Genomic DNA, 25,182 nt, shown 5'->3' on the forward strand with positions numbered 1-25,182 from the left:
CCTAACTGGAATGGAGCCATTGTGACGGGCAAAGGGGGCAACGCCGAGGAGCAAGCTGTTGCCAAACCATGTCAGATGTAAGCGGATATTGCTGGCAGTTACCGGTGCAACACTCTGCGGGGGAGCGAGGGCTCCCCCGCCGTCATCCTAGCGGAACTCCACCTCGTCGATCTGCACCCGCACCAGCGGCTTGCCGGTGAGGCCGGCGGGTCGTGCCAGCTCGATGGCCCGGGAGGCGCGAGCCTCCCCCTTGCGCAGGTAGGAGTCAGGCAGGCGGTTCTCCCCGACCCAGAAGCGCACGGGCTCGCTCGAGAGCTGCACCCCGTCGGCGCTGAACAGGGTCAGGCTGCCGTTGACGCGCACCACGTTGCGACTGCCGGTGTTGCTCACCACGAACTGCAGGCTGAGGGGATCGTCCCCCGCCACCTGGTCCAGCTTCACCGTGATGCCGTCCCGGGTCGCCTGGGAGAGCAAGTCGGGATGGGCCATGGCCTGCTCGGTCAGCACCGGGGCTGCGACACTCGCCGTCACTGCCTGACCGGCTACCGTGGCTGCCGGCTTGACCAGCAGGTATTCCCAGGTGAAATCGTCATTGAGTTGCACCTGGCGACCATCCGGCAAGGTGATCTGGTGCAGGGGAGCCGCCTCGGCCAGCAGAGGGCACAGACAGAGGGCGACCAGCAGTCGGGAGAGGGGTTTCATGGGCAGGCACTCGATAAAGGATGCGAAGGGGGCAGTATAAAGAGTCGCGCCCTCCTTGCCTATGACCCCCCTCACGTTACGCCCCGGCTCAGATGACCAGGGGGTGGGGATCCTCCAGCGTGGCCAGATCCAGGGTCACCAGATCGAACTGGGCACTCCTGAGGGCCTTCTGGATGGTGGGCTGCATGTCGAACACCAGGGCCCGCAGCCGTTCGGGCACCCGGATCCTCGCAAGGGTGGTGACCCTGTCACCCAGGGTATGGAAGAAGACCTGGGCTCCCCCCAACCCCATGTCCACCAGCATCTGCTCGGCCATGTCGACCATCCGCAGGTGCCGCCTGTCCAGGGAGGTCATATCGACAAACCGCCGGCTCAGGCAGGCCTCCCCCACGTCTCCCCAGAGCGCCAGTTGCCGCTGGTGAAAGCCGTAGCGAAAATCCCGGTTGGTCATCCCCTGCTCGGCAAAGATCCAGAGGGTGTTGGCGGGCAGGCTGTGGAATCGGCGCAGGTACTCCCGCTTCTCCTCCACCGAGGCCGACATCAGCAGCGGCGGGCCCTCTTCATGTTCGAGCTGCTGGCAGAGGTAGCGCACCGGGTCGGTCACCTCGGCGAGGTGGCCCAGGTGCGCGCTGAAGATCATCTCGTCGGTCTTGAGCACCTGATGGGGGATGCCGTAGTGCCGGCAGTAGCGCTGTGCCCTGGCCACCGACTGGCGGCTGAGGGTGGGGTTGTCCAGGGTGATGGCGCGAAATCGCACCCCGCTGGCCCGGCACAGATCCATGCTGTAGCAGGATTCCAGTCGGCCGGAGAAGGAGACAAGCAGTTCGCTGTAACCGGCCAGGGTGTTGATGAGCCTCTGTTCCCTGGCTTGAAAGGTCTGATCGTATCCCCGATGCAGCGCAACGACATTGGCATCCATAACAACAACTCCGGATGATGAACTGGATACCATTTTGCCCGCACCAAGCTGAATATACACTTAAAGAGCATGGATAAAGCTGTACGTTATTTGCCCTCAATCAAGGTTTTGCCCACTTTTTTCGCTGCGAAGCGAAACTGGCTCTCCTCAGGCAGGCAACAACCCCTGAGCGATCAGATGCGCCCGGCACCGGGCCGGATCGGTGAAGATCAGCCCCCGCAGACCGAGCGCCTCGGCCGCCGCCACGTTGGCCGGGCTGTCGTCGATAAAGAGGCACTCCCCAGCCTTGAGGTCGAACGACACCAGCAGATAGCGGTAGATATCGGGCTCGGGTTTGAGCATCCGCACCCGGGCCGACACCACCTTGCCGCTGAAGAAGCGCCAGAAGGACTGATGCTGCTCCAGCCAGTCGATGCTGGCGTGCCCCATGTTGGAGAGGGCATAGAGGGTGTGGCCTGCACCGTGCAGTTCTTCGATGAGCGCCACCATGGCGGGATCCGGCACAAGGGAGGACGGCACCGCCTGCAAGATGGCCAGATTCTCCGCCATCGACAGGCCGGTGCGCCCCTGCGCCTGACGGGCCATGGTGTGCAGGGAGAGGGTCCCCCTGTCCACCTCCAGCCAGTCCGGGTGGTTGAACAGCTGCTCCGCGATCGCAGTCGCCCCCTCGGGTCCGCGCACCCCACTCACTATGGCCACCGGATCCCAGCGCACCACCACCCTGCCCAGATCGAAGATCACCGCCATCGTCTCGTCCCCTCTATGTGTTGTTGCCACGGATGTGGTCACGGCGGTTGCCATAAACAGGGACCAGAACGACGCTCACTCTCCCCCGGCAACCCGAGCCACCACCCTGCCCCGTTCAACGCCCCCGGGCAAGTTTTACTTGCATCGCACCGCCAAATCCCTTAATGGTTATGGCGTTACATTCAGGACACGCCCATGAACACACCATTCTTCTTTGTTTTCTCGTTTACCCGGCCCACATGAGGGAAGGCCCGTCGTCACGTGAAGCACTCGCGTAAACAGAAACCAAAGACGAATCGAGCCTCCCCAGCGGAGGCTTTTTTTTGCACCACACACCACAGAATCACTGGATAGGGAACCACCATGGCAACGCTCGACGAGATCAGACACGACATCACCCAGTTGGATCAGGAGCTGCTCGCCCTGCTGGCCAAACGCAAGACCCTCAGCATCGAGGTCGCCCGCGCCAAGCAGGCCAATCCCCGTCCCATCCGTGACCACCAGCGCGAACAGGACTTGCTGGTCGCCCTGATCCAGAAAGGGCGCGCCCTCGGACTGGATGCCCAGTACATCACCCGCATCTACCACACCATCATCGAAGACTCCGTGCTCTCCCAGCAGGCCTACCTGCAGAGCCTGCTCAACCCCCAGCAGCAGGAGCCCATGACCAGCGTTGCCTACCTGGGACCACGCGGCTCCTACTCGAGCCTGGCCGCCCGCAAGTACCTGGCCCGCTACAAGGATCAGGTGATCGAGGTGAACTGCCAGAACTTCCGCGAGGTGCTGGACACAGTGGAGTCGGGCCGCGCCGCCTTCGGGGTGCTGCCCATCGAGAACACCAGCTCGGGCTCCATCAACGAGGTATACGACGTGATGCAGCACACCACCCTCTCCATCGTGGGTGAGCTCACCTATCCCATCGAGCACTGCATCCTCACCGCCGTGCCCACCGAGATCGAACGCATCAAGACCTTCTACGCTCATCCCCAGGTGTTCCAGCAGTGCTCCCATTACCTCAGCAAGCTGGAAGGGGCGCGCCACGAGATCTGCGACTCCTCCTCCAGCGCCATGATGAAGGTGAAGGAGCTGGCAAGCCCGGAAGCGGCGGCCATCGGCAGCGCCGCCGGCGGCGAGCTCTATGGCCTCGACGTGCTGGCCGAGCAGCTCGCCAACCAGAAGGAGAACTACAGCCGCTTCATCGTGGTGGCGCGCAAGCCCATCGACGTGGCGCCCCAGATCCCGGCCAAGACCACCCTCATCATGTCCACCTCCCAGAAGCCGGGCTCCCTGGTGGAGGCGCTGCTGGTGCTGCGCAGCCACGAGATCAACATGACCAAGCTGGAATCCCGTCCGGTGCAGGGCAACCCCTGGGAGGAGATGTTCTACCTGGATGTCTCCGCCAACCTGCAGACCCCGGCCATGCAGGCCGCCCTGCTGGAGTTGACCAAGATCACCCGCTACATCAAGGTGCTGGGCTGCTACCCGAGTGAAGACGTCAAGCCGACCGCCGTGCCGCCCGTCTTGATGGGCAGCTGATGGGGAGCGGATCCCGCCCCTGCCACACAAAGGCGAGCCCCGGCTCGCCTTTGTGCTCTCTGCGCCCTCCCCGTGAGACGCGCCCAGTCCCGCCCTTCCCTTCCGGCGTTAAACCGCACTCCACCCCCTTCCTCGTGGACCCGGGATCCTGGCGCGGCTGTCTTTCCACTCACCATCAGGCCATCTTCCTCCCGTTGCGGCCCCCTTTTGCCGCCTGCCGGGCCTTTCTATCGTTTGGCTTTATTTAACGACATGGCTATATCGTTAGATTTCCCTAAACAAAAAAGCCGCCATTCCGGCGCCCGGGCACCTCTTGTTCGGCCTCAGCCCCGATTTTCCTCGCCACAGGCCGGATCCCGCTCGGCCATCAAGTCCGTTTCTCCTGCAGAAGACCAGCTCTCCCCCCAAGACGCCAATCCCGGTTATCCTCACCGCAGGCCAGTTATCCCCCAAGACGCCAACCCCGGTTATCCTCCCCAGGCCCTATCCCGTCCAAGGCGCCAACCCCGGTTATTCCCCGCAGATCCGAGCCCCTTCCCGACCAAACAAAAAGGCGAGCCTGCGCTCGCCTTTGTCTGTGCCGTGATGATCGCCGTGCTCATGCCGGCGCCCCCCGGACCCGCCCTAGAACTGGCCCGCCGTCAGCTGGTTCAGGTGATAGAGGTTGCGGGTGTCGAGCTCCAGCTCGGTGGCATAGGTGTTGCCACGGGGATAGGTCGCCACCACCCGGGCACCGCGCACCATGCCCGCCACCGACACATCCAGGGAGTTGGAGGTCTGGGTCAGGTCCTTGTAGCTGCTCTGGCCGCGCACCTGCTGGCCGTTGAGCTGCTCCGCCAGCTCCCGGTAGGCGTCCATCTTGGAGGCGCGGATCGCCTGCAACATCTTCTCGGACTGGGAGGGGCCGGGCTGGATGTCGATCACCGCATAACCCACCGCCTTGAGCACCGGGAAGTCATCGGGCTTCTCGCCCACGTCATAGTTCACCACCCGGTTGCCACTGCACGCCGTCAGCAACATGGCCATCAGGCAACCCAACAAGATTTTCATCGCTGTTTCCCCGTTTTCCTGTTCACCACACACCCGATGTGTCACGGCTCAATGTCAGCCAGCCCGCTTCACGCTTCATGACGCGCCACCTCAAGGGGTCAGGTTGACCAGATGGCCGGACGGGCTCTGGCCCCCCCGCATCAGGTAACCGCGATTGATGGAGGCCCGGCCAAAGGAGTTGCTGGCACCGGACAAATATTGTTTCGGGATCAGGCTCTGGGCCGTGGTCTCCACCATCTTGGTGCGCAGATCGATGATGCGGGCGTTGACCAGGATCCCCTGCTGATTGCGGCTGAAGGTGCCGGTCAGGATGCGGGAGATGGGCAGCCGGGACGAGAGATCCTTGTAGTTGCGGCTCATCACGAAGTCCCCCTGCGGGGTCACCTGGATGTTGCCCGTGGTCTTGAAGTCCACCACCACCTCACCGCGCCGGTTCAGCTCGTAGATGAAGCTCTCCTCGATCTGCTGCCCCATCCAGTTGGTGTCCTTCAGGGTGTCGAGATCGACAAAGGAGGCGACCGCAATGGGCTCGGTCAGGGTCGTGAGAGACTTGCGCTCCATCAGCTGATCCGTCATGCGGGCCACCAGCCAGTTGAGCTCCATCCCCTTCGCCGCCTGGCGGGGGTCTCCCAGCTCCCGATTGATGGGGTCGGCCGACCCGCAACCGACCAATGCCAGCGCCACCGCCAGCACCGTGATAACTCTCTTCATGGATACCTTTCCTGTATCTGCACCTGACCTGTTATCGGTCGCAACCGCCAACACTTGAGGCGGGAATGCGCGCAGGATCCTCGATGATCCCCGAGCAGAGGCGCGCACTGTGCCACCGGAGCCCACCGCGCGGGCTCCGGCCAGGGAAGAAGGCATGGTTCTTGCTTTTATTTGGTCACCCGCTCCGGTGCAGACCGGATCTGTGTCCAGGATCCCTGACCCGCCCCACCGGCGGCAGCGGGGTCGCCCACTCAAGGTGTTTGTTATGAAAGTTTCGCTGCTGTTCACCCTGCTGCTGGCCAGCCTGTCGGCCAGGGCCGAACTTATCGAGGCCCAGGGCAGTGCCGCCATTCTGGGGGGCGACGAGGTCTACGCCCGCGAGCAGGCGACCCGGGATGCCCTGCGCCAGGCGCTGCTGGCCAGCGGCGCCTCCGTCTCCAGCATCCAGCGCCTGGAAAACGGCAGCCTGCGCTCCGAGCAGATCCAGATCCGCTCCGGCGGCGACATCCGCCAGTACCGCCTCAAGCGCGAAGAGGTGCGCAACGGCCGCATGTACATCACCCTCGTGGCCGACATCCAGGCGGAGCGGCAGATCTGTCAGACCCAGCACTACGCCAAGGATTTGACGCTGGTGCGCCTGCGCATGCGCTACCCGGACCAGGCGAGCACCGGTGCCCTGGACGACATGCCCGCCGATCTCTCCCGCCGGCTGTTTGAAACCCTGGCGACGACGCCCCAGGTGGTCGCTCGCCAGTGGCTGGACGAGAATCTGCGCATCGACCCTCTCCATCTGCAACAGGGGGATCGCAGCGCCCTCGAGGAGATCAAGGCCCTGAGCCTGCGCACCGACAGCCAGTATCTGGTGCTCGGCAGCATCGACGACCTCTCCCTCGAGCCCCAGGGCAACGCCCTCACCAGCTGGTATGAGGATCCCGTGCGCAACTTCTCCATGCAGCTCTACCTGTTCGACGGCATCAACGGCAGCCTGCTCGGCCGCAAGGAGTACAAGGGCCGCGCCAATTGGACCTTCTCCAAGCGGGAACAGGTGGGCAGCAGCGGCGGCCAGTTCTGGCAGTCGAGCTTTGGCCAGGAGGTGGGCTACCAGTTGAAGGAGGCGGCCCAGGACATCGCCGCCGAACTCGCCTGTGCCCCCGTCACCGCCCGGATCGTGGCCCAGCACGAGCGCGGCCCCCACATCAACCTGGGCCGTCGCAACGGGGTCAAACTCGGGGACCAGTTCCGGGTCCAGCACAGCGCCGACTTCATCGACCCCTATGGCAAGTCCCGTGTGATGCGCAACCCCGCTGACGGTCTGTTCGAGGTGGTGCAGGTGTTCGAGGATGGCGCCATCATCAGCAGTCAGAACAAATATTCGCCGTTCAATGTCCAAATCGGTGACCTGGCCGTATTGGAATAGGAATCAAGGGTTTAAAAGCACAATGCTTCTTGTATAATGCCCGCCACAAGGTTCCCGTAGCTCAGCAGGATAGAGCGGTCCCCTCCTAAGGGACAGGCCACTGGTTCGACTCCAGTCGGGAACACCATACACAGCAGGGGGCTGGCATCGTCATGATGCCAGCCCCCTGTGCCTTTCTGGCCCAGGCGGCCAGCCCCGGCCCTCCCAGAAAAAGCCACCCGGCGCCAAGCGACGCGCCAGATACGGATCCCCGCTCGCCTGCTCCCTTCCTGACCGAAAGAACTGTCATCTACGCTTGAAGTGCGCCGTCCGGGATGACGGCCACTCCTCATCCGTTCGAGAAAAAAGAAGGACATCATGGCTAGCAAGAAAAAATCCAAAGCAGAACAGCCGGTACCGGTCACCGAGCCCAAGCCCCTTGGCAACAAGGCATACGAAAAGGCGCTGCGCCTCTTGCACGTGGAGCTGGTCAGGCTGCAGCAGTGGGTGGTGCACAAGGGGCTCAAGGTCTGCATCGTCTTCGAGGGGCGCGACGGGGCTGGCAAGGGGGGCACCATCAAGGCGATCACCGAGCGGGTCAGCCCCCGGGTCTTTCGGGTCGTCGCACTGCCCGCCCCCACGGAGCGGGAGAAGAGCCAGCTCTACTTCCAGCGCTACATCCCCCATCTGCCGGCGGCGGGGGAGATCGTCATCTTCGATCGCAGCTGGTACAACCGGGCCGGGGTGGAGCGCATCATGGGCTTTTGCAGCGAGGAGGCGAGCGACAAATTCCTGGCTGGCACCCCCATGGTGGAAAAAGCCCTGGTGGACTCTGGCATCATTCTGCTGAAGTACTGGCTGGAGGTGACCCCACAAGAGCAGGAGCGGCGGCTGCGGGATCGCATCGACGATGGCCGCAAGATCTGGAAGCTCTCCCCCATGGACATCAAGTCCTTCGATCGCTGGGATGACTACACCCGGGCGCGGGATGCCATGTTCATCGCCACCGACACCGCCTGGGCCCCCTGGTTCGTGGCCCACTCCGAAGACAAGAAACGGGTGCGCCTCAACATCATCTCCCACCTGCTGGCGCACATCCCCTACGAGGTGCTGCCGGCGGAGCCGGTAAAGCTGCCCAAGCGCAAGATAGGCAAAGTCAAACCATCGGATCACCCGCTTCGCATCGTGCCAGCCCTCTTCTAGCCAGGCGGGGTGAGCCCTGGCTCACCCCCCTTTCCCTTCCTGCCCAAAAGGACAACCGGCGCCGCCGGTATCACCCAATGGCTTGTTGTTGCTCACGTTTTCCCGTTTGCCTCCCCTATACTTCAGCGACATTCAGGTCTGGCCGAGCGAGGAGGCCCCCATGTTGCAACTGTTTGCCCTGCTGCTTGTCTGCCTGGTGCTCCCGGTGCGGGCACTGACCCTGACCCCGGTGGCGGGGGAGCTGCGCCACCCCTGGGGACTGGCCTTGCTGCCGGATGGCGGCTACCTCGTCAGCGAGCGCCCTGGGCGCCTGCTGCGCATCGACGCGGGTGGCAACCGCCATGTGGTCTCCGGCCTGCCGCCCCTCGCCGCCATGGGTCAGGGGGGTCTGCTCGATCTCGCCCTGGACAGCGATGGCTGGCTCTATCTCAGCTACAGCGAGCCGGGGGACGGGGGGGCTGGCACCGCCGTGGCCCGGGCCCGGCTGCAAAAAGAGGCCCTCGTCGACTGGCAACTGCTGTTTCGCCAAGAGCCCAAGGTGGCCGGCGGCGCACACTTCGGCTCCCGCCTGGTGCTGACGGAGGATGGCTATCTCTTCATCACCCTGGGGGATCGCTACAGCGAGCGGGAGCGAGCCCAGACGCTGGACAACCACCTCGGCAAGACGGTGCGTCTGCACAAGGATGGCCGGGTCCCCGCCGACAACCCCTTCGTCAAGACGCCGGGGGCCCTGCCGGAGATCTGGAGCCTGGGCCATCGCAACATGCAGGGGGCGGCCCTGCGCCCGGGCAGCCAGCAGTTCTGGGCTCACGAGCACGGTCCCCAGGGCGGGGACGAGGTCAACCTCATCCTGCCAGGCCACAACTACGGCTGGCCCAGAGTGACCTTTGGCGAGGAGTACGGGGGCGGCAAGATTGGCGTGGGCCAGAGCGCGCCGGGCATGACGGCACCGCGCTGGATCTGGGTGCCCTCCATCGCCCCCTCGGGCATGACCTTTTATCAGGGGGACTTGTTCAGGGAGTGGCAGGGGGATCTGTTCGTCGGCGCCCTGCGCGGCCAGGCCTTGTTGCGCCTGCACCTCGACGGAGACAAGATAGTGTCGGCGGAGCGGCTGCTGACCGATCTGGGGGAGCGGATCCGTACCGTCAAGGAGGGCCCCGACGGCGCCCTCTACCTGTTGACGGATTCAGGCCAGGGCCGCCTGCTCAAACTGACCCCATAGCATGAAAGGAGCAAGGATGAAGACGAATCGCATGCTGCTGGTGCTCTGCACCAGCCTCTGGTTGCTGGGCTGCAACACCATCCACGGGATGGGGCGGGACATCGAGAAGGCGGGGGAGGTGATCCAGGGCTCCGCCAAGCTGACGGACGCACCGGCCGCAGAGGGTCGCTGATCCCGGCCGGGTGGCGCCATGGTTCGCCCCCTGTCGTCCCTTTCCTTACCCCTGTTCGGCGCTGGCCACCAGACTGGCCAGCGGCGCCATGGTCACCCTGACCCCGTGCTGTGCCAATGCCTCGCGGGCGCTCTGGGGCAGTTGCTCGTCGGTGATCACCTGATCGATCGCATCCCAGCTCACCACGTTGAAAGTCCCCACCTTGCCATATTTGGACGAATCGCAGATGAGGATGCGGGTCGCCGCCGACTCCACTACGGCTCGCTTCACCGGCACCTTCTGTTCGCTCGGGGTGGAGATCCCATGACTGTCCCAGGAGGAGGCTGACAGGAAGGCGATGTCCAGATGGAGGTTGCGCAGGAAGTGGGCGGTGGCCTCCCCGGCACAGGACTGGTTCTCGCGAATGACCTGGCCCCCGGTGTGATAGAGGCGGCAGCGGCCGTGCTCGATGAGGTAGGCGCAGACCATGAAGTCGTTGGTCACTATCATCAAGTCTTCCCGAAGCGCCAGCTCCCGGGCCAGCTCCAGGGAGGTGGTACCGGCATCCAGATAGACGGTGCTCCCCTCACTCACCTGGGCGGCGGCGAGCCGGGCAATGGCCAACTTGGCCCCCTGCATCAGGCTGCGCTTGGCGGCGTGGGAGGGCTCGCTCTTGATCCGCTGGGAGAGGCTGACCCCGCCGGAGACAGAGAGTACCCGCCCCTGCTCCTCCAGCTTCTGGATGTCGCGCCTGATGGTCATGTGGGAGACCTGCAGCCAGTCGGTCAGCTCCACTATGCTGACCACGCCGCGCTCTGCCAGCAGTTGCAGGATACGTTGCTGTCGCTCTACGGGAATCATCTTGCCTCGCGCCTCGGGAAAAGGAAGGCGCCATTCTACCCCAGCGACCTGGGAAAAAATGATAAATAAGCTCGAAGGGGCTCACGAATCACATTTATTCACATAGAAAACGCCAAAAATTGACTCGAAAGAATCTCAAGCCTCATAAATAACAAAAATTAACACGCAATAAGTTATTTTTTGTGACACCTGCCTGATATTTCACCGCCACAAGCCTCTACTATCTGCTCATCAGTCGTTATCGAGGAATCACGAGATGAGCACTCCCTATCATGTTGCTGTCATCGGCCTGGGGGCCATGGGCATGGGCGCCGCCCGCTCCTGCCTGCGGGCCGGGCTCACCACCTACGGCATCGATCTCAATGCAGAGGCGCGCAACCAGCTGCAACAGGCCGGTGCCGCCGCCGTCATGGCCGATGCCCGCCCCCTGGCGGAGACGCTCGATGCGGTGTTGCTGCTGGTGGTCAACGCCGCCCAGGTGCGCCGCATCCTGCTCGGCGACGAGGGGCTGGCTCGCCACCTGAAGCCGGGCACCGCCATCATGGTCTCTTCCACCATCGCCGCCGAAGAGGCGAGCGCCCTGGCCGCCGAGCTGGCGCAGATGGGACTGCCGATGCTGGATGCGCCGGTTTCCGGCGGCGCCATCAAGGCCGATGCCGGCGAGATGACGGTGATGGCCGCAGGCTCCGACGCCGCCTTCGACAAGCTGGCCCCGGTGCTGGATGCAGTGGCAGGCAAGGTCTACCGGGTCGGCAGCGAGCCGGGCCAGGGCAGCACGGTCAAGATCATCCACCAGCTGCTGGCCGGGGTGCACATCGCGGTGGCCGCCGAGGCCATGGCCCTGGCCAGCCGGGCCGGCGTATCCCTGGATCTCATGTATGACGTGGTGACCCATGCCGCCGGCAACTCCTGGATGTTTGAAAACCGCATGCCCCGGGTGCTGGCCGGTGACTACCAGGCCCGCTCCGCAGTGGACATCTTCGTCAAGGATCTCACCCTGGTGGCGGACACCGCCAAGGCGCTGCGCTTCCCGCTGCCGCTGGCGAGCACGGCGCTGAACATGTTCCTCGGCGCCAGCAACGCAGGGTACGGCCAGGAAGATGACAGCGCCGTCATCAAGATCTTTTCCGGCATCCAGCTGCCGGGTCAGGAGGAGCAAGCATGAAACTCGGTGTCATCGCAGACGACTTCACCGGCGCCACCGACATCGCCGGTTTCCTGGTGGAGAACGGCCTCTCCACCCTGCAACTCGCCGGCGTGCCGGAGCATGACGGGGATCTGCCCCCGGTCGATGCCGTGGTGATCAGCCTCAAGAGCCGTTCCTGCCCCGCGGGCGAAGCGGTGCGCGACTCTCTGGCGGCCCTCGACTGGCTCAGGGCCCGCGGCTGCCCGCGCATCTACCAGAAGTACTGCTCCACCTTCGACAGCACGGCGGCGGGCAACATCGGCCCCGTCACCGACGCCCTGCTGGCGGCGCTTGGCCAGAACTTCACCCTGATCTGCCCGGCCCTGCCGGTAAACGGTCGCACCGTCTATCAGGGCAACCTCTTCGTCGGCGCCCAGCCGCTCGCCGAGTCCGGCATGCGCCATCACCCCATCACCCCCATGACCGACAGCAACCTGCTGCGGCTGATGGAGGGGCAGGCCCAGGGCCGTGCCGGTCTGGTGCCGTTCAATACCATCGCACAGGGTCCCGGCGCCATTGCCGACGCCTTTGAGCAGCTAACGCAAGCGGGTGTGCGCTACGCCGTGGTCGACACCCTGACCGAGCAGCACCTGCTGGACATCGCCACCGCCGCCCTCGACATGCCCCTGGTGACCGGCGGATCCGGCCTCGCCATCGGCCTGGCCCGTCAGCTTGGGAGCGGCGATCTGCAGGGTGCCCGCGAAGCGGGCTGGCCCAGAGGCACCCGCGCCGCGGTGCTGTCGGGCTCCTGCTCCGAGATGACCAACCGTCAGGTGGCCCGCTATCGCCAGCACGCTCCTGCCCTGGCGCTGGATGTGGTGCGCTGCCTCGAGGATGCCGACTACCCGGCCGAGCTGGCGCGCTGGGTACTGGACCAGCCCCGTACCCCGGCGCCGCTGGTCTACGCCACCACCAGCCCGGCAGAGCTGGCCCGCATTCAGGAAACCCACGGCCAGCAGGCGGCCAGCGATGCGGTGGAACACTGCTTTGCCCGCCTCGCCCAACTGCTGCAAGGCGCCGGCGTGGACCGCTTCATCATCGCCGGTGGCGAGACCTCGAGCCGGGTCACCCAGGCCCTCGGCGTCAAGGCGTTCCACATAGGCCCGCAGATCGCCCCCGGTGTGCCCTGGGTGCGGGCCATCGACGCCCCCCTGTCGCTGGCCCTCAAGTCCGGCAATTTCGGGAGCGACGACTTCTTCGACAAGGCTCAGGAGTACTTCCATGACTGAACAGGCACTGCGCGACACCATGGTGATGCTGGGGGCCTCCCTCTTCCAGCGCGGATATGCCACCGGGGGCGCCGGCAACCTCTCCGCCCTGCTGCCGGACGGCACCCTGATCGCCACCCCGACCGGCTCCTGCCTGGGACGGCTCAGCGCCGACAGGCTCTCTCACGTCAACCTGCAGGGGGAACACCTGGGAGGTGATCGCCCCTCCAAGGAGGTGGCCTTCCACCTCGCCATCTACCACAACAATCCGGACTGCCGGGCCGTGGTGCACCTGCACTGCACCCACCTGACCGCCCTCTCCTGTCTGGAGGGGCTGGATCCGGCCAACGTCATCCGCCCCTTCACCCCCTACTACGTGATGCGGGTCGGCCAGTTGCCGCTCATCCCCTACTACAAGCCGGGGGATGCCCGCATCGCCGAGGAGCTGGGGCGCCGCGCTCCCGAAGGCAACGCCTTCCTGCTTGCCAACCACGGCCCCGTGGTGACGGGCAAGGATCTGGTGGATGCGGTCAACAACATGGAAGAGCTGGAGGAGACGGCGCGCCTGGCACTGATGCTTCATGGCCAGTCCATCCGCTACCTGAGCGAACCCGAAATTGATGAATTGAGGAGGATGAAACCATGAGCAAGTTTGCAGCCAATCTCACCATGCTGTTTACCGAGGTGCCGTTCCTGGAGCGCTTCGCCGCCGCCCGCGACGCAGGCTTCGAGGCGGTGGAGTTCCTCTTCCCCTACGAGTGGCCGGCCGCAGAGCTGGGCCGCCGCTTGCGCGAGCAGGGGCTCTCTCAGGCCCTGTTCAACATGCCGCCGGGCAACTGGGGCGCGGGGGAGCGCGGCATGGCCGCCATCCCGGGGCGGGAAGCGGAGTTTCGCGGCCACCTGCCAAGCGTGCGTGACTATGCCCTGGCGCTCGGCTGCACCAAGGTACACGCCATGAGCGGCATCGTGGACCCTGCTCATAGCCTCTCGGCCCACCGCCAGACCCTGATCGACAACATCCGCTTCGCCGCCGACTTCCTGGCCGAAGACGGCATCAAGGTACTGCTCGAGCCGCTCAACGATCGGGATGTGCCCGGTTACTTCCTGGCCCACCAGCTCGACGCCCTGGCCTTGGTGCAGGAGATAGACAGACCCAACGTGGGGGTGCAGCTCGACCTCTATCACGCCCAGATCATGGACGGGGATCTCACCCGTCTCATCGGCAAGCTGGGCCCGGCCATCGGCCACGTCCAGATCGCCTCGGTGCCGGATCGCCACGAGCCGGACGAGGGGGAGATCGCCTACCCCCACCTGTTCAAGGCGCTGGCGCAGGCGGGCTACCACGACTGGATAGGCTGCGAGTACAACCCCAGAGCCGGCACCCGGGAAGGGCTGGGCTGGCTGACACAACAATAACGACCCTGAACATGAACGAGTCTGAGGATAACAAGATGCAGATCATCATCACCGGCGGCGGTGGCTTCCTGGGCCAGAAACTGGCCCGGGCCCTGCTGCAAGGCCCCCACCCCTTCACCGAGCTGCTGCTGGTGGACATCCAGCAGCCGCAATCCCCCCTGCCGGACCCCAGGGTTCGCTGTCTGCGGGCCGACCTCACCGAAGCCGGTGTCGCCGAGTCCCTCATCAGCGAGCGGACCGCCGTGGTCTACCACCTGGCGGCCATCGTCAGCAGCCACGCGGAGCAGGACTTCGATCTCGGCTGGCAGGTCAACCAGGACACCACCCGCACCCTGCTGGAGGCGTGCCGCCATGCCCGGCCGGGCATCCGCTTCGTCTTCACCAGCTCGCTCGCCGTCTATGGCGGCCCGCTGCCGGAGCTGGTGAATGACGGTACCGCCCTGACCCCCACCTCCTCCTACGGCGCCCAGAAGGCCATGGGGGAACTGCTGGTCAACGACTACAGCCGCAAGGGCTTCGTCGACGGTCTGGTATTGCGCCTGCCCACCATCTGCGTGCGGCCGGGCAAGCCGAACCGCGCCGCCTCCTCCTTTGTCAGCAGCATCATCCGCGAGCCGCTGCAAGGGGAGAGCGCCATCTGCCCGGTGAGCCCGGATCTGCGCCTGTGGCTCTCCAGCCCCGCCACCGTGGTCGCGAACTTCCTGCTGGCGGCCAGACTTCCCGCCACCGGTGACGCCCGCAGCATCAACCTGCCCGGCATCAGCGTGACAGTTGGCGAGATGCTGGAGGCCCTCGCACGGGCCGGTGGCCAGGCGGCCCGGGATCGGGTGCAGTTTGCCGCCGATCCGGCCATCGAGTGCATCGTGGCGAGCTGGCCGGGACGCATCGACAACCAGCGGGCCAGCGCCCTCGGCTTCGCGGCAGACAGGACGTTTGCCGACATCATCGACAGTTTCATCACCCATGACATGCAGGAGGCATCATGAGCGACATCCCAACCCCCATCATCGGTCTCATCATCGCGGTCTTCGTGCTGGTGTTCCTGGTCATCCGCACCCGGGTGCACGCCCTGATCGCCATGCTGGCGGCGGCCTGCATCGCCGGGATCACCGGCGGCATGAGCATCGACAAGACCCTCACGGTGATCACCCAGGGCTTTGGCTCCACCCTCGGCAGCATCGGCATCGTCATTGGCCTCGGGGTCATGATGGGTCGCCTGCTTGAGGTGTCGGGCGCCGCCGAACAGATCGCCTACAGCTTCATCAAGTGGCTCGGCAAGCGCCGCGAGGAGTGGGCCCTGGCCATCACGGGCTACATCGTCAGCATCCCCATCTTCGTGGATTCCGCCTTCGTCATCCTCTATCCGGTGGCCAAGGCGCTGGCGAAAAGCGGCAAGCGCTCCCTGCTCACCCTGGGGGTGGCACTCGCGGGCGGCCTGGTGGTAACCCACCATACCGTGCCGCCGACCCCGGGCCCGCTGGGGGTTGCCGGCCTGTTTGGCGTGGACATCGGCGCCATGCTGCTGACCGGCATGGCCCTGGCCATCCCCTGCGTGCTCGGCATCGTCTTCTACGCCCAGTGGCTCGACAAGAAGTACCCCGAGTTCGGTGCCCAGGCCGCCCAGACCCCGGACGAGCTGCAAGCCACCTATGAGCAGTACCTCAAGGAGAAGGAGGGCAAGACCCTGCCGAGCCTGACCCTGTCGCTGCTGCCGATCCTGGTGCCCATCGTGCTCATCTTCGTCAAGGCCATCTTCACCACTCTGGCCACCCTGGAGGGCATGGACGGCCTGATGGCGAACCCCCTGGTGCAGGGCATCAACTTCATCGGCACCCCCATCATCGCGCTGGCCATCAGCGTGCTGCTGGCGGTCTACACCCTGGTCCCGCACATGGACAGGCACGCCACCGCCGCCCGCCTGGAAGAGGGGCTGCAATCCGCCGGCATCATCCTGCTGGTGACCGGTGCCGGCGGGGCGCTGGGGGCCGTGCTGCGCGACAGTGGCGCGGGTCAGCAACTGGCCGAGCAGATCGCCCAATTGCCCATCTCCCCCATCCTGATCCCCTTCATCGTGGCGACCCTGGTGCGCCTCATCCAGGGATCCGGCACCGTGGCCATGGTGACGGCGGCCTCCATCTCCGCCCCCATCCTGGCGCAGATCCCCGGGGTCAACATGCTGCTGGCCGCCCAGGCCGCCACCATGGGGTCGCTCTTCTTCGGTTACTTCAACGACAGCCTGTTCTGGGTGGTCAACCGCATGATGGGGATCTCCGACGTCAAGCAGCAGATGATCGTCTGGTCCATCCCGACCACCATCGCCTGGGCCATCGGCGGCACCGGCGTCGCCCTGCTGAACCTGCTGTTCGGCTCCGGCGGCACCTGGTTCGACCCCGTGCTGCCGCTGCTGGTGCTGGCCCTCATCGTCTGGTACGTCAAGGGGCAGTCCCTGGCTCCGGCGGCAGGGGCCGTCCCGAGCCGGGAGTCATAACCCGCACCGTCACGGCAACGCTGTGTGACGAGGGCCAGTCTGCTAGACTGGCCCTCTTTTTCGTTCATTCATCTTGCAAAGGAGTGTTGGATGCCTGCGTCTTCCTGGTGGGACAAGTCCACCGGTTTTGCCCTGCTCACCATCTTGCTGTGGGCCTCCCTCGCCGCGCTCACCTCCCGGATCACCAGCGTCTCGCCGCTGGTGCTGGTGGGGCTGGTGCTGCTGTTCTGCGGGGCGGGCACCCTGCCATTCTGGCGCCAGTGGCGCGCCAGCCCCCTCACCTGGCTGGTGACCATCACCGCCCTGCTGCTCTATCACCTGCTGCTGTTCACAAGCTTTCGCCACGCCCCCGTGCTGGAGGCAAACCTCATCAACTACCTCTGGCCGCTGTGCATCATCCTGTTCACCCCCTTGCTGCTGCCGGGTCATCCCCTGAGCCTGCACCATCTGCTGGCCGGGGCCCTGGGTCTCGCGGGATCGGTGCTGGTGATGGTCGATGGTCACCTGCAGTTGCAACAGGCCCATCTGCCCGGCTACCTGCTGGCCCTCGGCGCCGCCATCGTCTGGGGCGCCTATTCCGTGCTCTCACGCCGCCTGCCTCCCGCTCCCGCCGTGGTCACGGCCGCCGCCTGCCTGCCCGCCGGGCTCCTGGCCCTGCTGCTGGCATGGATGCTGGAAGGCCCCTTGCCATTCGCCCGGATCCCCCAGGGGGACTGGCTGCTCATCGCCGGGCTCGCCCTCGGCCCCATGGGGGCGGCCTTCGTCACCTGGTATCTGGCGCTGCGGGACGGGGATCCGCGCCGCATCGGTGCGCTCGCCTACCTCACTCCCTTGCTGAGCACCCTGCTGCTGGTCTGGCTCAACGGCGAGGCGCTCACCCCGCGCCATCTGCTGGCGGGGGGACTCATCATGGGCGGCGCCCTGCTCGGCCTGCTGGTGAAGAGCCCAAGTCAACGGGAGCTGGCACGGCCACTGTCATAAAAACGCCATCAGACCTGATTAAGCTCGCGCCCATTGCGTGATTCAAGCAGGAATCTGATGTGAAAATTGCCCATTTTGCCTCCCTCTCTTCCCTCGTCTTGCTGCTGGTGGCCGGTGTCCAGGCCACCGCGCTCTATCATGGCTGGCAACAATTCAACCACTCGGCCCAGGCCCAGCGTCTGCAGGAGCGCCTGCAACAGCAACTGAGCGGTCCGCTGCAGGGGGCGCTTCGCGACTATCTCGGCAGCGGGGATCCCCTGCTGCTGGCCCAGGCCCAGGGAGTGCGCCAGCAGGCGCTGGCCCTGTTGTCCCGCCTGGAGGATCCCCAGACCCAGCCGCTAAACGCCCGGCTTGAGCAGATGAAAACCCGCATTGACGGCGACTATCTGGCGGCGGGCAAGCTCTCCGGCAACAGCCAGTGGTTGCTGCAAAATGCCGAGAACGAGTTGACCACCCAGGCCAAAGCCTTGCTCCGTTACGGCCAGCAGGGGGCTGCCGCCGGGCGGGATCCGGCCCTTGCCGAGCAGTATCGCCAGGGGGCGGCCGACATCCTGACCGCCCTCCCCTCCCTCGCCCACCAGCGCCAGAACTACATGGAGCAGGCGAGTGCCAAGCGTCTCGAAGGGCTGCAATTCGAGCTGGCTGCCCTGCAAAAGCAGGCGGACGCCCTGGCCGCCCTGCCGAGCATGGAGCTTTTCGAGGAGGCACCGGCCGACGAATTCACCCTGGGAGAGCCGATACGCAAGGAGCTCGGGGATCAGCCCAAAGCCGAGCTGACCTCCCTGCTCAAGCGCTATCCCCAGGAGCTGGAAAACAGCCGCAAGACGCTGCAACAGCAGCAGGCCGCTCGTCAGATGGTGCAGCAGGACATCACCCAGCTGCTGCAAGCGGGGGAGCAATTGGGTGAACAACTCGCCGCCGCCCGTCAGACCATGAACCGGGAGCTGGCCACCGTGCTCGGCGTGCTGGCGCTCTGCCTGGTCGTGGTGGCCCTGCTGTTCGCCCTGGTGCAGCGTCGCTGGCTGGTCAGGCCCCTGCTGCAACTGCGGGCAGCCTTCCTGCAGCTCGACGCCACGGGTCAGGCCCAGCTGCTGACCCCGGGGCGCGAGCGCAACGAGCTGGCGGACATCGTCGCGAGCTACAACCGCCTGATACAGCGCCTGCAACAGGATCAGCAGCAGAAAGAGGGCCAGCTATCGGCGGTGTCGCAAAGTCTGCAAGGGATGGTCAACCAGGTGCAGGAGATCCATCACAGCACCCGCACCACGGAGCAGGCGGTGGACGAGAGTGACACCATGATGCAGGAGCTCAACCAGCTCGCCAGCGAGGTGCACCAGGTCGCCGCCGAAATCGCCCAGCACGCCCAGCACAATGAACACTCCATGAGCCAGAGCGAGCGGCTGGTCGGGGGCATGCTGACGGCTACCGCCCAGACCGGGCTCGCCATCGACGAGAGCAGCGGCGCCCTGGCCCAGCTGACCCGCTCGGTGGAGGACGTGACTGCCATCGTCGACGTCATCGGCCATATCTCCCAGCAGACCAACCTGCTGGCCCTCAACGCCGCCATCGAGGCGGCCAGGGCCGGGGAGCAGGGACGCGGCTTCGCGGTGGTAGCCGACGAGGTGCGCCACCTCTCCGCCGACACCCAGCGCTCCCTCGGCCAGATCACCGAGATCCTTGCCAGCCTCACCCAGGCGGGGGATCAGCTCGCCACCGTGCTGGCCCGCATCACCGCAGAGGCCGCCGAGCAGCGCCAGCAGGCGGAGCAGCTGCGCCAGACCACCCTGACGGTGCGGGAGATGGCGCGCAGCACCGCCGTCATCGCCCTGCAGGGCGCCGACAATGCCAAGAGCCAGGAACACAGGCTGGCGAGCTTCGCCGCCCTCATCGGTCGCATCAGCCAGCACGCCCGCCAGGGCAGTCGTCTCTCGGTACAGGTCTCGGAGCACATACACCACCAGGCCCAGCAGATCCCCCGGATCCTGAGCCAGGCCTGATAACCCCGGGTCTGGCTCGCACCAGACCCGGGGCGCGCTCCCTGTCTACCTGCCCGCGGTACGGCCTTGCCGCAACCCTTCTCTTGATGCTCCCGTCATGTCCTCACGGGCGATGACGGGTTGCCTCATCCATTCAGTCACAGGCTCCCTCACCCCTTTCACATCTCTGGTCCCCCTGTCTGTCGGGGCAACGGCTCACGCTCACGACAGTGGGCATCCCGCCGGACTCATCTTTTTTTGTGATACAAAATTATATGTTGCCACCGGGTTAACAAAGAAAGTTCTGCCTTGACGGCAAGATCTGCGCAGGAGAACGGTGAAATCACCATGAAAGCGCTGTCATTGCCGACATGAGTGGCCTGGGAGTGCCCACACCAAGAATCATGATTATTTGCACTCGGTCATATTTTTGAAACTTGCCGGGAACTTTACATTGATATTTCGCACCGCGAACGTACTCTTGGTGATGTCAGATCGCCAAGGATCGACAGCCAAAAAATAACGACTGTAACGATGCAGATAGCCCCGACCGATGCGCCAAGGCATCAGGCACAAGGGCACGACAGAGAACCATTTTTTTGCCCTTCGGGGTGTTGATTGCAATGCCAATACCGAGCGGCGGGTGCCTACCCGGCTGCCGGATAAAAAAGCTAAGTCCATAAAATCAGGAGCAATAACAAATGGAAAAAGTGATCTTCAAGCGCGCCGCGTTGAGTGCTGCCGTGGTCGCGGCACTGGTCGCACCCGGCATGGCGTTCGCCGCTCAAGACATGATGAGCCCGGAATACGGCAAGTCCTACAGTGCCTTCATCGACGAAGGCAAGCTCACCGGTGGCCTGTTCTACTTCCAGCGTGAGCGTGATCGCGTCCAGGCCGGTCCGGGTCAGGATGGCAAATACCACTCCAACCTGAGCCATGCCACCACCCAGGCAGCCCTGAACTTCAACTCCGGCTATGCATGGGGTGTGGTCGGCGTCGACGTGGGCGGCTTCGGTGCCTACGACCTGGCCGTTGACGAGAGCAATGGCGTCAACGAAGAGAACGAGTTCTCCTTCTGGGGCGACAAGTGGGGTTCAGGTGGTGACGGCGTTCCCGAGAACGGCTTCAGCCTCTCCAACGCCGCCCTGAAATTCAAGTTCGGTGACGCGGTCACCGCCAAGGGTGGTTACACCCAGCTCTATGTACCCGGCATCCTCGGCGTCAACTGGTCCTATCAACCCGGTACCTACCGTGGTGGCCAGATCGAAGGCACCTTCGGCGGCCTCTACCTGACCTATGCCATCGCCGACGAGTACAAGGCTCCCTGGTTCAAGAACACCACAGGCTTCTCCAAGAGCAGCCCCTATGCCAGCGATCCCTTCACCGATGCGAACAAGATCGACTACATCCACGGTCTGGCCGCTCGCTACACCTTCGAGAACGGCACTGCCGTCACCGCCGGCTTCGGTCAGTCCGAAGGCTACATGGACAGCTACCACTTCAAGCTGGCCCACAAGTTCGACGTACTGGGTGGCCTGAACACCAGCTACCAGTTCTACGGTTCCGACACCGAGAACAGCGACTATGACGGCCTGGCCTGGCAACAAGCCCTGACCGCCAGCTGGGCAGCCGGCCCCTATGGCTTCCGTCTGGAAGGCCTGTGGACCAAGGCTGAAGGGGATCTGGGCAACTACCTGCCCCGTCTGACCCGCGGCTACGGCAACTCCCAGGGCGCGAACGAAATCTGGTGGGATTCCCGCTCCGACTGGAACCACAACGACGAGAAGGCCCTGTTCTTCGGCGTGACTCGTTCCCTGGATGATCTGGTGGGTGCACCGGGCTGGGGCGTGGGTGTCTCCGGTGCCTACGGCTGGGATGCCAACAACGGCGACAAGTCCCTGGAAGGTGGCAAAGAGTGGGCAGCCAACTTCGACGTCATGTACACAGTGCAGGACGGCAAGCTGAAGGGCACCCTGTTCAAGCTGCACTACACCGACTACAACAACGAACAGGACGACAAGGGTAGCTGGTACTACCCGAACATGTTCAGCTCCGAGCATGACGTCAAGTTCCACATCATCATGCCGTTCACCATCATGTAATCAGGCATCTGACGTGACCGAAAACCGGGCCTCTGGCCCGGTTTTGTTTTTGGTGGCACCACGCTACCATGCCAACTTCGGGCCACCTGCCGGCCGTCAATCAGGACCATGCTCATGCCCCATCCCTTCGTGCTCGTCACCGGCTGCTCCAGCGGCATCGGCCTCGCCGCCGCAAGAAAGCTCGGCGCCCTGGGCTTCACCGTCATCGCTTCCGCCCGCAAGGCCGAGGATGTGGCCCTGCTGCAGCAGCAGGGTCTGTTGGCGGTGCAACTGGATCTGGCGGACAGCGCCAGCATAGAGCGAGGGGCGGCAGAGGCGCTGGCCCTGGCCGAGGGGCGCCTCTACGGGCTGTTCAACAACGGCGCCTACGGCCAGCCCGGTGCGCTGGAAGATCTGCCCACCGAGGCGCTGCGCGAGCAGTTCGAGACCAACCTCTTTGGCTGGCATCACCTCATTCGCCAGGTATTGCCCCCCATGCTGGCGGTAGGCGAGGGGCGCATCGTGCAGAACAGCTCGGTGCTTGGCCTGGTGGCCATGAAGTATCGTGGCGCCTACAACGCCAGCAAGTTCGCGCTGGAAGGCTATACCGACACCCTGCGCCTGGAACTCGCGGGCAGCGGCGTGCACATCAGCCTGATCGAACCTGGCCCCATCGACACCCGGTTTCGCGCCAATGCCCGGGAGGCCTTCCTGCGCCACATAGACCCCGCCACCAGCCGCCATCAGGACGCCTATGCCCAGACGCTGGCCAGGCTGGAGCGCGAAGGGGGGGCCCGCGGCTTTACCCTGCCAAGCGAGGCCTGCATCCCGCCGTTAGTGCATGCGCTCACGAGCAAGCGTCCCAGGCACCGCTACCCGGTCACCTTCCCGACCAAATTGTTTACCGTGCTGCGCCGCCTGCTGCCAAGCCGCTGGCTGGACAAGCTGCTGATCAAATCCGCCTGATAAAGGTGCCCTCGGCGGGCCTCCTCTTGACATGCACCTGTCTTAGCAACGATGCCCGCTCAATAGTGCTGGCCGTTGCTGTAGTAGTGACTCTTGACGATGGGCAGCACCTGCACCACCACATAGGTCTGCTCCCCCAGCACCCCTTTCAGGTGGCGGGTGATGAGGGCGGCGGCGGCATCCTGCATCTCCTGCGGTCGCTCGAACCAGACCAGCTCCACGAAGGGAAAACCGGCTTCGGGCTGGCCATCTCGTACCCACTGGCTCGGCACGCACTCCAGGGTGACGAACTCCGGCTTGCCACCGGTCAGGGCGCAGAGGTCCGCCATCAGGGGGGCGCTTATCCGCTGCAGGGTGTCGACAGAAACTGCCCGAAAACGAAGGTGGGGCATGGGAAACCTCTTGGCTGTGACAAATGAGGACTTATCATAGAGCACTCATCCCGCTCACATAAGGTGCCTCATGAGATTCCATCCCACGCTGCTCTCCTTCCTGCTCTGCCTGCTGCTGCCGCTCCATGCCATGGCCGATCCGGCCTTCTACCGCATCAGCAAGGGCAACGAACAGCACTGGCTGCTGGGGTCCATCCACGCGGGCAAACCCTCTCTCTATCCCCTGCCGGACCCGGTGGAGCGCGCCTGGCAGCAGAGCCGCGCCCTGGTGATGGAGGTGGACATGACCCACATCAGCCAGGAGCAGTGGCAGGAGATGGGCGCCATCACCCGGCTCGTCGACGGCAAGACCCTCAAGGATCACCTGCCCATCGACCTCTACCGTCGCACTCTCATCGCCGCGGGCCAGAACGGTCTGAACGAGAGCATGCTGGCCCCGCTGCGTCCCTGGTTTGCGGCCATTACCCTGACCCAGGCGGCCCTGGAGCGCACCGGCTATCGCGGTGAATACGGTGTCGACCAGCACTTCGCCAAGCGGGCGAACGACGGCGGCAAGCCCATCGTCGGGCTGGAGACCCTGCTGGAGCAGCTCGGCTATCTCGCGAGCGTCGGCGACAACCAGACCTTGATGCTGGAGAGCACCCTGGACGAGCTGCCCGACATCCAGCAGGGGTTCGACGCCGTGATGACCGCCTGGCAGAACGGGGACGAGGCCACCCTCATCAATCTGCTCAGGGAGGAGATGGCGCCGCCCAAGCTGCAAGCCTGGCTGGAACAGACCCTGCTGGCAGAGCGCAACCGCAACTGGGTCAAGAAGTGGCCCAGCCTGCCGAACGAGAGCTTTATCGTGGTAGGGGCCCTGCATCTTTACGGCGAGCATGGGCTGCTCGCCCTGCTGGAGCAGCAGGGCTGGCGCATCACGCCCCTCACCGAACCGACCCTGGAGAAAGCAAAATAGCGTCCAGTCCGGCGACCTGACGCGCCGGATGCGCGTCGGCTCACAGAATTTGCTGCCGATTAAATAACCAGAGAGGGAGTTGATCGAGATCATCCCCTCCCTCCTGAAGAGGTATCTATCATGCCTGTCACCGCCCAGTGACAGGAGTGAACGAGATGGAATTCTGGATGAACCTGATGTTCGGCAACAGCGTGGGGCTGATGTCCATGCTGGTGATTTTCGGCACCTTCCTGCTCATCAGCGCCTATGCGGTCTATTTCATCTACAAGGTGATGCACGCAGAGCCGCCCAAAGAGGGGCAATAACCAGGCTCGCTCAGACCGCCCTCCCCGGCAGGGCCGGGGCCCGCGAGCGTTGCCATTCTAAGGCCCACCAAGGCCCGCTATACTGGCTCCCTCATTTTCATGCGGGGAGCCTGCCGTGTCTCATAACGACGAACTCTCACTGTTCCTGCAGGAAGTGGCCGACGTGCGGCCCCTTCGCAGCGACCATATCGCCCCCGTTGCGGGCAACAACCAGCCCACCGAGGCGCAACTCGCGCGCCGGGAAGCCGCCACCGCCGAACAACTCACCCTGGATCACCTTGGCACGGAAGCAGTCGAGATGCTGGACCCCCACGCCATCGTCGGCTTCAAGCGTGACGGCGTGCAGGAGGGGGTCTACAAGAAGCTGCGCCTTGGCAAGTACGAGCTGCAAGGCTCCCTCGACCTGCACCACAAGACGCTCAACGAGGCCCGTATCGCCCTGGTGCAGTTCATTGCCGAATGCGAAGTGCGGGATATCCGCTGCCTGCTGATCCTGCACGGCAAGGGGGAGCGCAGCACCCCGCGTGCCCTGCTCAAGAGCCATGTCAGCGCCTGGCTGCCACAGTTGCCTTCGGTGATGGCCATGCACAGCGCCGAGCGCCGCCACGGCGGCAGCGGTGCGCTCTACGTATTGCTGCGCAAGAGCGAGCGCAAGAAGGCGGAAAACCGCGAACGGCACCAGAAGCGCCTCGGCTGACTGCCTGAGGGTGGCACCAGGGTGGATGGC

At 64.6% G+C, this 25,182-nt stretch carries 25 protein-coding genes, 1 tRNA gene and 1 other annotated feature; of the genes, 19 read left to right on the top strand and 7 right to left on the bottom strand.

All coding sequences use genetic code 11. The features are described 5' to 3' along the window. Positions 1-147 precede the first annotated feature (147 nt). The 3 genes from HKD46_RS12295 to HKD46_RS12305 all read right to left on the bottom strand — a co-directional run bounded on the left by HKD46_RS12295 (position 148) and on the right by HKD46_RS12305 (position 2,368). On the bottom strand, positions 148-702 hold the full coding sequence (locus tag HKD46_RS12295) for a DUF3157 family protein (RefSeq protein WP_039041373.1): 555 nt from the start codon (positions 700-702) through the stop codon (positions 148-150). Between the two features lie 88 nt (positions 703-790). Then, entirely contained in the window at positions 791-1,621 is an 831-nt protein-coding gene (locus HKD46_RS12300; RefSeq protein ID WP_041211243.1) for a hypothetical protein, read from the bottom strand. A gap of 147 nt (positions 1,622-1,768) precedes the next feature. After that, positions 1,769-2,368: an HAD family phosphatase gene (locus HKD46_RS12305; protein WP_109421944.1), complete on the bottom strand. Its 600-nt coding sequence runs from the start codon at positions 2,366-2,368 to the stop codon at positions 1,769-1,771. Between the two features lie 191 nt (positions 2,369-2,559). Next, positions 2,560-2,693: a sequence feature (Phe leader region), on the top strand. Between the two features lie 38 nt (positions 2,694-2,731). On the opposite strand from HKD46_RS12305, the gene pheA reads away from it, so the two are divergent. Next, positions 2,732-3,904, top strand: a complete 1,173-nt coding sequence (gene pheA, locus HKD46_RS12310; RefSeq protein ID WP_010673312.1) for a prephenate dehydratase — start codon at positions 2,732-2,734, stop codon at positions 3,902-3,904. Between the two features lie 624 nt (positions 3,905-4,528). On the opposite strand, the gene HKD46_RS12315 is transcribed toward pheA, so the two are convergent. Together HKD46_RS12315 and HKD46_RS12320 are read right to left on the bottom strand one after the other, a co-directional pair. Next, positions 4,529-4,954 (bottom strand): LPP20 family lipoprotein, encoded by a 426-nt coding sequence (locus tag HKD46_RS12315; protein ID WP_171865469.1) that lies wholly within the window; start codon positions 4,952-4,954, stop codon positions 4,529-4,531. A 90-nt stretch (positions 4,955-5,044) separates the two neighbouring features. Then, positions 5,045-5,665, bottom strand: coding sequence for a FlgO family outer membrane protein (locus HKD46_RS12320; protein WP_010673310.1), 621 nt, complete (start codon positions 5,663-5,665; stop codon positions 5,045-5,047). A gap of 265 nt (positions 5,666-5,930) precedes the next feature. Here HKD46_RS12320 and HKD46_RS12325 point away from each other — a divergent pair, with 265 nt between their 5' ends. The 5 genes from HKD46_RS12325 (at position 5,931) to HKD46_RS12345 (ending at position 9,658) form a co-directional block, all read left to right on the top strand. Continuing rightward, positions 5,931-7,082 carry a flagellar assembly protein FlgT gene (locus tag HKD46_RS12325; protein WP_161469944.1) on the top strand — a complete coding sequence of 384 codons (1,152 nt, stop codon included), beginning with the start codon at positions 5,931-5,933 and terminating at the stop codon, positions 7,080-7,082. A 50-nt stretch (positions 7,083-7,132) separates the two neighbouring features. Beyond that, a tRNA-Arg gene (locus HKD46_RS12330) sits at positions 7,133-7,209 on the top strand. 230 nt (positions 7,210-7,439) lie between these two features. Continuing rightward, entirely contained in the window at positions 7,440-8,264 is an 825-nt protein-coding gene (gene ppk2, locus HKD46_RS12335) for a polyphosphate kinase 2 (protein WP_171865470.1), read from the top strand. A 160-nt stretch (positions 8,265-8,424) separates the two neighbouring features. After that, the gene (locus tag HKD46_RS12340) at positions 8,425-9,486 is read left to right on the top strand and encodes a PQQ-dependent sugar dehydrogenase (RefSeq protein WP_171865471.1); all 1,062 of its coding nucleotides are present in this window, start codon (positions 8,425-8,427) and stop codon (positions 9,484-9,486) included. Between the two features lie 16 nt (positions 9,487-9,502). Further along, positions 9,503-9,658, top strand: a complete 156-nt coding sequence (locus HKD46_RS12345; protein ID WP_010673301.1) for an entericidin A/B family lipoprotein — start codon at positions 9,503-9,505, stop codon at positions 9,656-9,658. 45 nt (positions 9,659-9,703) lie between these two features. On the opposite strand, the gene HKD46_RS12350 is transcribed toward HKD46_RS12345, so the two are convergent. Then, the gene (locus HKD46_RS12350) at positions 9,704-10,498 is read right to left on the bottom strand and encodes a DeoR/GlpR family DNA-binding transcription regulator (protein ID WP_139736638.1); all 795 of its coding nucleotides are present in this window, start codon (positions 10,496-10,498) and stop codon (positions 9,704-9,706) included. Between the two features lie 256 nt (positions 10,499-10,754). On the opposite strand from HKD46_RS12350, the gene ltnD reads away from it, so the two are divergent. The 10 genes from ltnD to HKD46_RS12400 all read left to right on the top strand — a co-directional run bounded on the left by ltnD (position 10,755) and on the right by HKD46_RS12400 (position 22,800). Next, the gene (gene ltnD, locus HKD46_RS12355; RefSeq protein WP_171865472.1) at positions 10,755-11,663 is read left to right on the top strand and encodes an L-threonate dehydrogenase; all 909 of its coding nucleotides are present in this window, start codon (positions 10,755-10,757) and stop codon (positions 11,661-11,663) included. Next, positions 11,660-12,913, top strand: coding sequence for a 3-oxo-tetronate kinase (gene otnK / locus HKD46_RS12360; RefSeq protein ID WP_171865473.1), 1,254 nt, complete (start codon positions 11,660-11,662; stop codon positions 12,911-12,913). Before ltnD ends, otnK begins: the two co-directional genes overlap by 4 nt. After that, complete coding sequence (locus tag HKD46_RS12365) at positions 12,906-13,538, top strand: aldolase (RefSeq protein ID WP_043758491.1); 633 nt, start codon at positions 12,906-12,908, stop codon at positions 13,536-13,538. The genes otnK and HKD46_RS12365 overlap by 8 nt, the downstream gene beginning before the upstream one ends. Then, positions 13,535-14,308 carry a 2-oxo-tetronate isomerase gene (otnI, locus tag HKD46_RS12370; protein WP_010673296.1) on the top strand — a complete coding sequence of 258 codons (774 nt, stop codon included), beginning with the start codon at positions 13,535-13,537 and terminating at the stop codon, positions 14,306-14,308. Before HKD46_RS12365 ends, otnI begins: the two co-directional genes overlap by 4 nt. Positions 14,309-14,319: 11 nt before the next feature. Then, entirely contained in the window at positions 14,320-15,294 is a 975-nt protein-coding gene (denD, locus tag HKD46_RS12375) for a D-erythronate dehydrogenase (protein ID WP_235673826.1), read from the top strand. After that, positions 15,291-16,796, top strand: coding sequence for a GntP family permease (locus HKD46_RS12380; RefSeq protein WP_010673294.1), 1,506 nt, complete (start codon positions 15,291-15,293; stop codon positions 16,794-16,796). The genes denD and HKD46_RS12380 overlap by 4 nt, the downstream gene beginning before the upstream one ends. A gap of 90 nt (positions 16,797-16,886) precedes the next feature. Further along, positions 16,887-17,777, top strand: coding sequence for a DMT family transporter (locus tag HKD46_RS12385; RefSeq protein ID WP_039041063.1), 891 nt, complete (start codon positions 16,887-16,889; stop codon positions 17,775-17,777). A gap of 59 nt (positions 17,778-17,836) precedes the next feature. Next, positions 17,837-19,774 (top strand): methyl-accepting chemotaxis protein, encoded by a 1,938-nt coding sequence (locus HKD46_RS12390; RefSeq protein WP_128344920.1) that lies wholly within the window; start codon positions 17,837-17,839, stop codon positions 19,772-19,774. 680 nt (positions 19,775-20,454) lie between these two features. Beyond that, positions 20,455-21,855, top strand: a complete 1,401-nt coding sequence (locus tag HKD46_RS12395) for an OprD family outer membrane porin (RefSeq protein ID WP_010673291.1) — start codon at positions 20,455-20,457, stop codon at positions 21,853-21,855. A 114-nt stretch (positions 21,856-21,969) separates the two neighbouring features. Further along, on the top strand, positions 21,970-22,800 hold the full coding sequence (locus tag HKD46_RS12400; protein ID WP_171865474.1) for an SDR family oxidoreductase: 831 nt from the start codon (positions 21,970-21,972) through the stop codon (positions 22,798-22,800). Between the two features lie 59 nt (positions 22,801-22,859). Here the strand turns inward: HKD46_RS12400 and HKD46_RS12405 are convergent, their stop codons facing one another. Beyond that, entirely contained in the window at positions 22,860-23,192 is a 333-nt protein-coding gene (locus tag HKD46_RS12405; protein ID WP_041214640.1) for a DUF1904 family protein, read from the bottom strand. Between the two features lie 70 nt (positions 23,193-23,262). Between HKD46_RS12405 and HKD46_RS12410 the strand changes: the two genes are divergently transcribed. From HKD46_RS12410 to smrA, 3 genes are all read left to right on the top strand, one after another. Then, positions 23,263-24,150, top strand: a complete 888-nt coding sequence (locus HKD46_RS12410) for a TraB/GumN family protein (RefSeq protein ID WP_161470730.1) — start codon at positions 23,263-23,265, stop codon at positions 24,148-24,150. Between the two features lie 155 nt (positions 24,151-24,305). Then, entirely contained in the window at positions 24,306-24,455 is a 150-nt protein-coding gene (locus HKD46_RS12415) for a DUF3149 domain-containing protein (RefSeq protein ID WP_010673287.1), read from the top strand. A 115-nt stretch (positions 24,456-24,570) separates the two neighbouring features. After that, positions 24,571-25,152 carry a DNA endonuclease SmrA gene (gene smrA / locus HKD46_RS12420; protein WP_042074873.1) on the top strand — a complete coding sequence of 194 codons (582 nt, stop codon included), beginning with the start codon at positions 24,571-24,573 and terminating at the stop codon, positions 25,150-25,152. Positions 25,153-25,182: the final 30 nt, after the last annotated feature.

Origin of the sequence: Aeromonas sp. TW 6 (assembly GCF_013168745.1) — a bacterium.
Classification (GTDB): domain Bacteria; phylum Pseudomonadota; class Gammaproteobacteria; order Enterobacterales; family Aeromonadaceae; genus Aeromonas; species Aeromonas caviae.